The organism is Acidovorax sp. SRI_002 (assembly GCF_057586455.1).
The window spans coordinates 282,372-293,542 of sequence record NZ_JBYCZW010000004.1 but is presented as its reverse complement, the minus strand read 5'-3'; the positions used below and the strand labels follow the sequence as shown (position 1 = coordinate 293,542).

The following is an 11,171-nucleotide window of genomic DNA, read 5'->3' as shown; positions in this document are numbered from 1 at the left end:
GGAAAGCGCGCCGTGAGAGAACCCGGCTGCATCAGCCCAGTTCGGCCAGCATACGCTGGGCGCGGGTCTTGAGGGCGCCGCTGGATTCGGCCACCACTTCTTCGATCAGCGTGCGAGCGCCGTCGGTGTCGCCAATGGCGTTGAACTCTTCGGCCAATGCCAGCTTGGTGGCCAGCGGATCATCCTGGGCCGCAGCCGAGCCATCATCGACGAACTCGGGTGCCGGAGCGGGTGCCTTGGCCGCAGGGGCTGCCATGGGCTTGGACGGTGCGTTCAGGTCCAGAGACAGTTCGCCCAGATCAAATTCCATGGGGCCGGAATCCTTGGCGTCGCCTGCCAGCGGCATGGGGCCAGATGGCGCCATGCTCAGGTCGTCAGCGCTCGGGAAGTCGAGGTTGGCGACGGGTGGAGGGGCCATCATCGGGCCGGGGGCTGTATCTTGACCACCCCAGGCTGGGGCCGTTGCTGAGGGCAGCTCTGGCAAATCCAGTTCCGGGCGCAGTGTTTGTGGTTCATCGCTGGCATCGGCGTCCGTAGTGCGGCGGGTGCCAACTGCGGCCGCTGCTGCAGCGGCAGCCGCTGCAAACCCGCCTGGGGGTGCTGGTGCCACCGAGGGAGCGTCGGTCAGTGCGTCATCTGGCAGGTCCAGATCGAGATCCAGGTCGAGATCGGGGGGGAGTGCCGCTGTGGCCGCCGCATTGCCAGCACCGCCCGTGAAGGTGCTCGGGAAGCCACCTGGGGGCAGCGATGGAGATTCGTCCTCGGCCATGCCGGGGCGGCCGCCAGGCTGGTACAAGCGGTTTTCGGGGTCCAGGTCGCGGCCGAGTTCGGCAATGCGGTTCCAGTCCGGGCCTTCGCCCTGCGTCAGCTTGAACACATCCCCTGCCACCGCTTCCAGTGCCTTGCGATCCTGGCGCTTGGCGTAAATTTCGCCGAGCTTCACATGGACCGACACGCGGGCCGGATTGTGGCGAATCGCTTCCTTCAGGATTTCCTCGGCCTGAAGGTCGCGGCCATAGGCCAAATAAACGTCTGCCTCCGCCACGGGATCCACATCGCCGCCAGCATCGAGCTGGCTCGGGGAGTAGGCCATGGACGAGCCGGTCGTCATTTCGCTGTTGGCGGTATCCACGCGCTGTCCGCCGCTGGCACCGAAGAATGAATCAGGCTGGATGCGGCTTTCCAGGAACGAGCTGTCTACGCCAGCGTTCTGGCGGCGACGCTGCACCACACGGTAAGCGCCATAACCCAGCAACAGGGCCAGCAGGCCACCACCGGCCAGGGGCAGGATCGGATCGTCCATGAGGCCGGACAGGAAACTCGGCTCTTCAACAGGGGCTGGTGCTGGCGCAGGCATCCGTACGGGGGCTGCGGGTGCGGATGCGACGGGAGCCGGTGCAGAGGCGGGTTCGGAGGCCGCCTCGGCAGGAACGGCAACATCCGCTGGGGCACTGGCTGGGGGCACGGGGGCCGACGCAGGTGTTTCAGGCGCGGCGGGTGCTGTAGGCGTGGCGGGGACTGCGGGGGCCTGCACGGCCACGCCAGCGGGGGCGCTGGCACCGCCAGCGGGCGCGGCACTGCCAGCAGCGGCCGATGCTGCGCCCAGCTTGTTCAGGTCGGTAATGTTCTTGGACAGTTCGGCCATCCGGGTGGCGGCCTCGCTGGCTTGCTTGTCCTTGGCGAGCTGGTCCTCGGCGGCCTTCTGGCCCTTCACGGAGCCTTTGGACAGCGTCAGCTTGTCGGGTGCGGTCGTGGCAGGTTTCTTGTCCTCCACGCGGGTCTGCACCGTGCCCGACGCAGAGCGCTCGGCAGCGGCCACTGCCGTGGTCGGGGCGGCACCTGCCAGCTTGCGGCGGAATTCGTTGAAATCCTTGGCCTGGGCTGCCAGGATCTGGCGTGCCTCGGGGGCTGGGGTTGCCTGCGCCGCAACTTCATCGGGCATCTGCAGTACCGCGCCAGCTTTGAGGCGATTGACATTGCCTTGAATGAATGCGTCCGGGTTCGCACGCATCATGGCAACCAGCATCTGATCCAGAGACACGCTGGCGGGGCGGTAGGCATTCGCCAAGCGGCCAGCGGTGTCACCGGCCTGCACTTTGACGCCGTCTGCGGGGGCTGGACGAGGGGCAGCTGCTGCCGGGCGTGGTGCTGGAGGTGCAGCAGCGGCAGAGGATTCGGTGGCGCGCGGGGCAACCGGTGCGCGCACGGCGGGCGCCGATGGGGCAGCAGGTGCCGAGATCTGAGGGGACGCCGTCACATTCGGTGCTGCGCGGCGCAGTGCTGGCGGGTCAAACAGCATGGTATAGCTGCGCACAATGCGGCCCGAGCCCCAGTTGGCGTCCAGCACCAGATCAAGGAAGGGGTCGTTCACCGGGCGATCACTCGTCAGACGCAGCACGGCGGTGCCGTCTGGGCGACGCTGCAGCTGGATTTGCAGGTTGTTGATCGCGGGCGTGTATTCCATGCCCTGGGCGCGAAAAACTTCCGGGGTAGCCGTCGTAGCGCGCAGGGTGTCGGCTTCGGCGGGGGTGATCTGGGGCAGGTCAATTTCGGCGCGCAAAGGCTCGCCCAAGGCAGACTGCACGGTGATGCGGCCCAACGCCAGGGCCGAGGCGTCGCCAGCGTAAAAGCCAGCCGACGCTACGGCCGCAGCCGCCAGGACAGAAAATTTCCAACGATGCATGTTTGCCAACAACTGATTAGGTTTTTGTGCGGCTCGGTCGAGCGGTGCTTTTTTTCTCATGGTCTGGTCCCGCCCCGGCGCGTGAAAATATGTAAAAAGCACCATAGCATCAATGTTTTGCACTGACAAGCTGAGGTGGCTCCGAAGCTTTGAGCGAGGTTCAGACGCACCAGATTGGGGCATTCAAATGTTGCCAATTGCCAACGTGGCGTAACTGAGTGTGTCAAGGCGCCGGGCGTAAAAAAGCGCGCACGGCGAGGGCCGTGCGCGCTTTTTGGGGATTGCCGGCTTAGGCGTCGAGCAAGATGCGCAGCATGCGGCGCAAGGGCTCGGCGGCGCCCCAGAGCAGCTGATCGCCAATGGTGAAGGCGCCCACATATTCAGGGCCCATGGCCAGCTTGCGGATGCGGCCCACGGGGATGTTCATGGTGCCGGTCACCGCCACGGGGGTCAGGTCCTGGATGGTGGCTTCACGGGTGTTGGGCACCACCTTGACCCACTGGTTGTCGGCGGCGATCATGGCTTCGAGGTCGGCCACGGGCACATCCTTCTTGAGTTTGAAAGTCAGCGCCTGGCTGTGGCAGCGCATAGCGCCCACGCGCACGCAGAAACCATCGACGGGAATGGCGGAGGCGTTGAAGCCCTCGCCCATACCCAGGATCTTGTTGGTCTCGGCCATGCCCTTCCACTCTTCCTTGGACATGCCGTTGCCCAGGTCCTTGTCGATCCAGGGGATCAGCGAGCCGCCCAGCGGTACGCCGAAGTTGGCGGTTTCAGCGGCTGACAGGCTGCGCTGCTTGGCGATGACCTTGCGGTCGATTTCCAGGATGGCGCTCTTGGGATCGTCGAGCAGTGCGCGCACTTCGGCGTTCAGCGTGCCGTACTGCGTGAGCAGCTCGCGCATGTGCTGCGCGCCGCCGCCTGATGCTGCCTGGTAGGTCTGGGTGCTCATCCATTCCACCAGACCTGCCTTGTACAGAGCGCCCACGCCCATCAGCATGCAGCTCACGGTGCAATTGCCGCCAATCCAGTTCTTGCCGCCGTTGGCCAGGGCGTTCTTGATGACGGGCATGTTGACCGGATCGAGAATGATCACGGCGTCCTTGTCCATGCGCAGGGTGGAGGCGGCATCGATCCAGTGGCCGTTCCAGCCGGCGGCGCGCAGCTTTGGGAACACTTCAGAGGTGTAGTCACCGCCCTGGGCGGTGATGATGATTTCGCAGCGCTTGAGAGCCTCGATGTTGAACGCATCCTGCAGTGCAGTCTCGTTCTTGGCTTGGGCAGGGGCCTTGCCGCCTGCGTTCGAGGTGGAGAAGAACATGGGTTCGATCAGATCGAAGTCCTTCTCTTGTTCCATACGGTCCATCAGGACCGAGCCGACCATGCCGCGCCAGCCGACCAACCCTACCAACTTGCTCATTTCAACGCCCTTTCTAAGTAAGAAACAGTGCCAGACCGGACTGCTCGCCTGGCTCGTCTGGCCAGGAAGGGCGCACGACGAACCAGGCTGAGTCAGCCCTTAATGGTCGTGGTTTTGGTGATGGTTGCGCGCGCAGCCACACCGGCCGTGGCGGCGGGTGCAATGTTCAGGGCGAACGTGTGGGCGGCAAACATAGGCGAAGATTGTAGCGGATGCGGGCTTTGGGCTCTGTGCCGTTGCTCCAACAGGCATCTCTGGGGAGCGATCGGCGGGATAGACGGTAGAAAAAAGCCAATGACTTGGGGGAGAGCCTGCGCCCATGGTCTGCACCGCACTACAGTCCTGCCTATCGCTTTGTCTGCGATTCATCGAGAGTGGAAAAATGCAAGTCATCGTTGTGGGGTCTGGCAAGCTGGCCAGGGAGCTGTTGGGGGCGCTGCCCTCTGGGGACGCAGGGCAGGTTGTGCCCTGGGCTGCCGAGGGGCTGCCTGCAGAAAAATCGGTGGTGGTGCATGCAGGCTCGGGCCGGGAGCTCCAAGCGGTGAGCGCGTTCTGTGAATCAACATGCTCTCCCCTGGTGGAGCTGGCCACGGGATCAGCGCTGGAACACGTGGCAGCAGATTTTCCGGTGGTCCTGTGTCCCAACACCAACCTTCTCATACTTAAGTTCATGGCCATGCTGGAGCGCAGTGGGCACTTGTTCCGTGGCTATCGCATCGGGCTGACCGAGTCGCACCAGGCTCAGAAGTCGTCGGTGCCGGGCACGGCCGTGAGCATGGCGCAGGCGCTGGGTCTTGTACCCAGTGATATCCGGTCCGTGCGCGATGCCGAGGTTCAGCAGCGCGTGCTGCAGATTCCCCCAGAACATCTTGGCCGCCATGCCTACCACCAGGTCCTGATAGAGGATGGGGCCTGCAGCGTGACGCTGGAAACCCGTGTTTATGGCGATGCGCCGTATGCAGAGGGCGTTGCGCACATCGTGGCCGCCGTGCGCGAGCGGCCGCTGGAGAACCGGCGCTACGCCATCATCGAATTCATCGACAACGGGTGGCTGTAGGCGGTACGGGCAGTAACCCGGCTCCACAATAAAAAAGCGCCGGGAGCGTCCGGCGCTTTTTTTGTGACCGCTGAGCGGGGGATCAGGCGGTCAGCGCCTTCACCACCGCATCGCCCATCTGCGCCGTACCCACCTTGGTGGTGCCCTCGCTGTAGATATCGGGCGTGCGCAGGCCCTGCGCCAGCACCTTTTGCACGGCGGCTTCGATGCGCTGGGCGGCGGCTTCCTGGTTCAGGCTGAAGCGCAGCATCATCGCGGCCGACAGGATGGTGGCCAATGGGTTTGCCACGCCCTTGCCGGCGATGTCGGGGGCGCTGCCGTGGCTGGGTTCGTACAGGCCCTGGTTGCTGCTGTTCAGGCTGGCCGAGGGCAGCATGCCGATGGAGCCAGTGAGCATGGAGGCTTCGTCCGACAGGATGTCGCCGAACATGTTGCCGGTCACCACCACGTCAAACGCCTTGGGGGCCTTGACCAGCTGCATGGCCGCGTTGTCCACGTACATGTGCTGCAGCTCGATGTCGGGGTATTCCTTGTGCACGTCGGTGACCACATCCTTCCAGAACTGGAAGGTTTCGAGCACGTTGGCCTTGTCCACGCTGGTGACCTTCTTGTTGCGCTTGCGAGCGGCCTGGAAGGCGACGTGGGCGATGCGCTCGATCTCGGGGCGGCTGTAGCGCATGGTGTCGAAGGCTTCCTCGGAACCGGGGAAGTGGCCATCGGTGGCCACGCGGCGACCACGCGGCTGGCCAAAGTAGATGTCGCCCGTCAGCTCGCGGATGATGAGGATGTCCAGGCCCGCGATCAGCTCGGGCTTGAGGCTCGATGCGCCCACCAGTTGCTCGTAGCAGATGGCGGGGCGGAAGTTGGCGAACAGGCCCAGGTTCTTGCGCAGGCCCAGGATGGCCTGCTCGGGGCGCAGGGGGCGGTCGAGCTTGTCGTACTTCCAGTCGCCCACAGCGCCGAACAGGATGGCGTCGGCTTCCTTGGCGAGCTTCAGGGTGGATTCGGGCAGCGGGTGGCCGTGGGCCTCGTAGGCGGCGCCGCCGACCAGGGCAGATTCCATCTCGAACTTCAGGTCCAGGGCTTCCAGAACCTTCACGGCTTCGGAGACGATTTCGGTACCGATGCCGTCACCCGGCAGAACTGCGATTTTCATTGAATTTGCTTTGATTTTGATAGCTGCTACCGCTTATGGATAAAGCGTTAGAGGCTAATTTAAATGATATTTTTTGATGCCTGCGGTGTCTTACGACACCATGGTGTGCGCCAGCCAGGGCTTGGTCGCCAGGCGCTGCGCTTCAAAAGCCTTGATCTTGTCGGACTGGCGCAGGGTCAGGCCGATGTCGTCGAAGCCGTTGAGCAGGCAGTACTTGCGGAAGGCCTGCACGTCGAACGGAATCTCTTCGCCCTGAGGACGCACGATGACTTGGCGCTGCAGGTCGATGGTGAGTTGGTAGCCGGGGAAGGCGTGCACTTCATCGAACAGCTGGGCCACCGTTGCCTCGGGCAGCACGATAGGCAGCAGGCCGTTCTTGAAGCAGTTGTTGAAGAAGATGTCCGCAAAACTCGGCGCGATCACGGCGCGAAAGCCGAACTGGTCCAGTGCCCAGGGCGCGTGTTCGCGGCTGGAGCCGCAGCCGAAGTTCCTGCGTGCCAGCAGGATGGAGGCGCCTGCATAGCGCGGCTGGTTCAGCACGAAGTCGGGGTTGGGCTTGCGGCTGGCCGGGTCCTGGCCCGGCTCGCCGTGGTCCAGGTAGCGCCATTCGTCAAACAGGTTCACGCCAAAGCCGGTCTTCTTGATCGACTTCAGAAACTGCTTGGGGATGATCGCGTCGGTATCGACGTTCTCGCGGTCCATCGGGGCCACCAGGCCCTTGAGTAAGGTGAATTTCTGCATGGGTGCCTTGTTACTTGTTGGCGGCGCGTTCGAGTGCGCCCCCTGCCCGTTGGACGTCCTGGCCTACGCCCTTGACGGTGTTGCACCCGCCCAGCAGCAAGGCGGCAGACAGTGCGATGAGGATGGCGGCGATTTTCTTCATGGCGGGCTCCTTCAGGCGAATTGGCGAATGTCCACAAAATGACCGTGCACGGCGGCGGCGGCTGCCATGGCGGGGCTGACGAGATGGGTGCGGCCACCAGCGCCCTGGCGGCCTTCGAAGTTGCGGTTGCTGGTGGATGCGCAGCGCTCGCCCGGCTCCAGGCGGTCGGCGTTCATGGCCAGGCACATGCTGCAGCCGGGCTCGCGCCACTCAAAGCCTGCGGCCACAAAAATCTTGTCCAGGCCTTCGCGCTCGGCCTGCTCTTTGACGAGGCCCGAGCCGGGAACCACCATGGCCAGCTTCACGTTGCTGGCCACCTTGCGGCCCAGGTTCTTGACCACGGCGGCGGCTTCGCGCATGTCTTCGATGCGGCTGTTGGTGCAACTGCCGATGAACACCTTGTCGATGGTGATGTCGTTGATCGCCTTGCCGGGCTGCAGGCCCATGTAGGTCAAGGCGCGCTCGATGGCGCCGCGCTTGTTGGCATCCTTTTCCTTGTCGGGGTCCGGCACGCGGGCATCCACGCCCAGCACCATCTCGGGCGAGGTGCCCCAGGTGACTTGCGGCACGATTTCGGAGGCGTCGAGCTTCACCACGGTGTCGAACTTCGCGTCGGCATCGGAGTGCAGCGTCTTCCAGTACGCCACGGCCTGGTCCCATTCGACGCCCGTGGGCGACAGGGGGCGGCCCCTGACGTATTCAATGGTCTTGTCGTCCACCGCCACCAGGCCAGCGCGCGCGCCGCCTTCGATGGCCATGTTGCACACGGTCATGCGGCCTTCCATGCTCATCGCGCGGAAGACGGAGCCTGCAAATTCGATGGTGTAGCCGGTGCCGCCGGCCGTGCCGATCTTGCCGATGATGGCCAGCACCACGTCCTTGGGCGTCACGCCCTTGGCGAGCGTGCCGTCCACCTGCACCAGCATGTTCTTGGCCTTCTTGGCCAGCAGCGTCTGTGTGGCCATCACGTGCTCGACCTCGGAGGTGCCGATGCCGTGGGCCAGTGCGCCGAACGCGCCGTGCGTGCTGGTATGGCTGTCGCCGCACACCACCGTCATGCCGGGCAGGGTGGCACCGTTTTCAGGGCCGATGACGTGCACGATGCCCTGGCGCTTGTGCATGAAGGGGAAGAACGCAGCGGGAGAGATCTGCGCCATGTTGTCGTTCAGCGTGGTGATCTGCTCTTTGCTGATGGGGTCGGTGATGCCGTCGTAGCCGTTTTCCCAGCCGGTGGTGGGCGTGTTGTGGTCGGCGGTGGCCACGATGGAACTCATGCGCCAGACCTTGCGGCCCGCCTCGCGCAGGCCTTCAAACGCCTGGGGGCTGGTCACCTCGTGCACCAGATGGCGGTCGATGTAGAGGATGGAGGTGCCGTCCTCTTCGGTGTGGACGACATGCTCGTCCCAGATCTTGTCGTACAGGGTGCGTCCCATGGCGTGGCTTTCTTTCTGCTTTTCAGGTGGGTGATTGGATTTTAGTGTCGGGGTCTGGCCGGGGTGACAGGTGTTCCACCAGCAAACGGGCCGTGACGGGCAGGGCGTCGAAGTCGCGAGCCACCACGCGCAGCTCGCGGTGGGCCCAGGCATCGGTCAGCGGGATGGCTTGCAGGTTGCCCACGCCGCGCATCAGTGCAAACGCCCGGTCGGGCAGCAGGCCCACGCCCAGGCCGTTGTCGATCATGCGGCACATGGCATCGAGCCCTGTGACCTGGATGCGCTGTCGCAGCGGGCGCCCGGCGGCGGCCGCGGCGGCGCGCATGGCCAGGCTGATGCTGCTGTTGGCATGCAGGCCCACGATGTCCCAGTCCAGAACTTCTTCAAAATTGATAGCGTCCAGCGCAGACAGGTCGTGCGCCAGGGGTACAACGAGCACCAGATTGTCGGCGCGGTAAGGGCGGCTTTGCAATTCCAGGGCACCGTTGCCACTGGCCATGCCGATGTTGCAGATGCCCAAGTCGGCGGCGCCCTCCTGCACGGCATGCAGCACGTCGCTGGAGAGGTGCTCCTGCAGGTCGATCTTGATCTGGCTGTGCTCGCGCGCAAAGGCGCCCAGGTCTTCGGGCAGGAACTGGAAGATGGCCGAGATGTTGGCGTGCATACGGACATGGCCGCGCACGCCGTCGGCGTATTCGCTCAACTCGCCCTGCATGCGTTCGAGGCCAAACAGCACGGTGCGCGCATGGTGCAGCAGGCTCTCGCCTGCGGGTGTGAGCGTGACGCCCCGGCTGTGGCGGTAGAGCAGGGCGGTGTCCACGGCGGTTTCCAGGTCCGACAGGCGCTTGCTGACGGCCGATGCCGCAATGAATTCGCGCTCAGCCGCGCGGCCAATGCTGCCGAGCTCACACACCGCCACAAACAGTTGCAGCGAGGTCAGGTCGATACGGCGCGCAAAACTGCGCTCGGAGCTTTTCATGGGGTTTTAACTTCTCGAAATGAGAAGGTTGTCTATTTTCTCCCCATTATTACCGCTTTGACATCGCGATACGCGATGGCGGCACTGCCCTTCTGCGCGAGGGTAGAACCGCTGAGGCCCAGAAAGCTACCGTGGCTCAGGCGGTGCAGGTGCTGCCGTGCTCTGGCACAGCGGCACGCCAGCGCAGCTCATGTTCAATGCGCTGACGCAGCAGATCGGCCGCGCCCATTTCACCATGCACCACGTACACCTTGTCCGGCGCGTGCCCCATGCTGCGCAGCCAGGCGATGAGCTGGTTGCCGTCGGCATGGGCTGATGCAGAGGACAGCCGAACCACCTCGGCGCGCACGGCCACGTCCTGGCCGTGGATACGGATGGTTTTTTCGCCCTCTGCCAGCCGCGCACCACGGGTGCCTGGGGCCTGGTGGCCGGTCAGGATGATCATGTTGCGGTGGTCGCCCGCGTGCAGTGCCAGGTGGTGCAGCACGCGCCCACCGGTGGCCATGCCGCTGGCCGACAGGATGACCATGGGGCCATGGAGCTTGGCCAGCCCCTTGGATTGCTCGGGCGTCTGGACCATGGTGGCGCCATGCTCCAGTGCCTGCACCTCGCGGCCGCTCAGGCGGTGTTCCTGCATGTGGTGCTGGAACAGCCCCGTGGTACTGACGGCCATGGGGCTGTCCAGAAATACCTTGAGCGATGCGGGCACCACACCCTGCGCCTTGAGCAGGCCAATCGCGTGCAGCACGACCTGTGCACGCCCCACGGCAAACACCGGCACCACGGCAATGCCGCCGCGCGCTGCCAGGCGCTGCAGGGCGGGGCCCAGTTCATCGAGCAAGCCTTCGAGCGGGTGCTCGCGGTCGCCGTAGGTGGATTCGATGAGCACGGTGTCGGCTTGGGGCGGCGCGTCAGGCGGGTTCATGAGCTGGTCATCGGGCCGGCCCAGGTCGCCCGAAAACAGAATGCGCCTGCCCCCCACCTCCAGCAGCACGCTGGCTGCTCCGAGGATGTGGCCTGCGGGCGAAAACGTCACACGCCAGCCGGGCAGGGGCTCAAACGCCTTGTGAAATGGGTGGATCTGGAACTGCTTGAGGCAGTGCAGCGCGTCGAGCCGGGTGTACAGGGGCAGGGCGGGGCTGTGGCTGCTGAGCTGGTGGCGGTTGAGAAAGGCCGCGTCTTCTTCCTGCAGGTGCCCGCTGTCGGGCAGCAGGATGGTGCACAGGTCGCGTGTGCCCGGTGTGCAGTGGATGGCGTGGGTGTAGCCGTCGCGCGCCAGCAGCGGCAGGTAGCCGCTGTGATCCAGGTGGGCATGGGTCAGCACCACGGCGTCGATCTGGTGCGGCGTGACGGGCAGAGGCTGCCAGTTGCGCAGGCGCAACTGCTTGTAGCCCTGGAACAGGCCGCAATCGACCAGGAGGCTCTTTCCGTTGTAACGCACCAGGTACTTGGAGCCGGTGACCGTGCCGGAGCCGCCCAGGAAGGTGATGTTGACGTTCATGTGCCCAAGCTCCCGGGTGATCATCGATGAGACCCATCCTACTGCGCTGTGCGTGCATC

Annotated in this window: 9 protein-coding genes; 1 reads left to right on the top strand and 8 read right to left on the bottom strand. The window is 64.6% G+C overall.

Going from position 1 to position 11,171, the window contains the following annotated elements; translation table 11 throughout:
• Nucleotides 1–31 precede the first annotated feature (31 nt).
• Nucleotides 32–2,683, bottom strand: coding sequence for a motility hub landmark protein FimV (locus tag AC2YJX_RS12615; protein WP_228896793.1), 2,652 nt, complete (start codon nucleotides 2,681–2,683; stop codon nucleotides 32–34).
• Nucleotides 2,684–2,972: 289 nt separating this feature from the next.
• Nucleotides 2,973–4,103, bottom strand: coding sequence for an aspartate-semialdehyde dehydrogenase (asd, locus tag AC2YJX_RS12610; RefSeq protein ID WP_121505776.1), 1,131 nt, complete (start codon nucleotides 4,101–4,103; stop codon nucleotides 2,973–2,975).
• 382 nt (nucleotides 4,104–4,485) lie between these two features.
• On the opposite strand from asd, the gene AC2YJX_RS12605 reads away from it, so the two are divergent.
• The gene (locus tag AC2YJX_RS12605) at nucleotides 4,486–5,160 is read left to right on the top strand and encodes a dihydrodipicolinate reductase (RefSeq protein ID WP_487256220.1); all 675 of its coding nucleotides are present in this window, start codon (nucleotides 4,486–4,488) and stop codon (nucleotides 5,158–5,160) included.
• Between the two features lie 82 nt (nucleotides 5,161–5,242).
• Here AC2YJX_RS12605 and leuB read toward each other — a convergent pair whose 3' ends face one another.
• From leuB to AC2YJX_RS12575, 6 genes are all read right to left on the bottom strand, one after another.
• Complete coding sequence (gene leuB / locus AC2YJX_RS12600; RefSeq protein WP_487256219.1) at nucleotides 5,243–6,316, bottom strand: 3-isopropylmalate dehydrogenase; 1,074 nt, start codon at nucleotides 6,314–6,316, stop codon at nucleotides 5,243–5,245.
• A gap of 90 nt (nucleotides 6,317–6,406) precedes the next feature.
• Entirely contained in the window at nucleotides 6,407–7,057 is a 651-nt protein-coding gene (leuD, locus tag AC2YJX_RS12595) for a 3-isopropylmalate dehydratase small subunit (protein WP_487256218.1), read from the bottom strand.
• A gap of 10 nt (nucleotides 7,058–7,067) precedes the next feature.
• Nucleotides 7,068–7,199 carry an entericidin A/B family lipoprotein gene (locus tag AC2YJX_RS12590; RefSeq protein ID WP_055399399.1) on the bottom strand — a complete coding sequence of 44 codons (132 nt, stop codon included), beginning with the start codon at nucleotides 7,197–7,199 and terminating at the stop codon, nucleotides 7,068–7,070.
• A gap of 11 nt (nucleotides 7,200–7,210) precedes the next feature.
• Complete coding sequence (leuC, locus tag AC2YJX_RS12585; protein WP_121420744.1) at nucleotides 7,211–8,632, bottom strand: 3-isopropylmalate dehydratase large subunit; 1,422 nt, start codon at nucleotides 8,630–8,632, stop codon at nucleotides 7,211–7,213.
• 22 nt (nucleotides 8,633–8,654) lie between these two features.
• A complete protein-coding gene (locus AC2YJX_RS12580; RefSeq protein ID WP_176886611.1) occupies nucleotides 8,655–9,611 on the bottom strand; it encodes a LysR family transcriptional regulator in 957 nt (318 codons plus the stop codon).
• Between the two features lie 136 nt (nucleotides 9,612–9,747).
• The gene (locus AC2YJX_RS12575; protein ID WP_487256217.1) at nucleotides 9,748–11,112 is read right to left on the bottom strand and encodes an MBL fold metallo-hydrolase; all 1,365 of its coding nucleotides are present in this window, start codon (nucleotides 11,110–11,112) and stop codon (nucleotides 9,748–9,750) included.
• Nucleotides 11,113–11,171 lie beyond the last annotated feature (59 nt).

Coding starts and splice junctions, on each gene's coding strand:
- AC2YJX_RS12605 (WP_487256220.1), top strand. CDS start 4,486: ATGCAAGTCATCGTTGTGGGGTCTGGCAAGCTGGCCAGGGAGCTGTTG.
- leuC (WP_121420744.1), bottom strand. CDS start 8,632: ATGGGACGCACCCTGTACGACAAGATCTGGGACGAGCATGTCGTCCAC.
- asd (WP_121505776.1), bottom strand. CDS start 4,103: ATGAGCAAGTTGGTAGGGTTGGTCGGCTGGCGCGGCATGGTCGGCTCG.
- leuB (WP_487256219.1), bottom strand. CDS start 6,316: ATGAAAATCGCAGTTCTGCCGGGTGACGGCATCGGTACCGAAATCGTC.
- AC2YJX_RS12575 (WP_487256217.1), bottom strand. CDS start 11,112: ATGAACGTCAACATCACCTTCCTGGGCGGCTCCGGCACGGTCACCGGC.
- AC2YJX_RS12615 (WP_228896793.1), bottom strand. CDS start 2,683: ATGCATCGTTGGAAATTTTCTGTCCTGGCGGCTGCGGCCGTAGCGTCG.
- leuD (WP_487256218.1), bottom strand. CDS start 7,057: ATGCAGAAATTCACCTTACTCAAGGGCCTGGTGGCCCCGATGGACCGC.
- AC2YJX_RS12580 (WP_176886611.1), bottom strand. CDS start 9,611: ATGAAAAGCTCCGAGCGCAGTTTTGCGCGCCGTATCGACCTGACCTCG.
- AC2YJX_RS12590 (WP_055399399.1), bottom strand. CDS start 7,199: ATGAAGAAAATCGCCGCCATCCTCATCGCACTGTCTGCCGCCTTGCTG.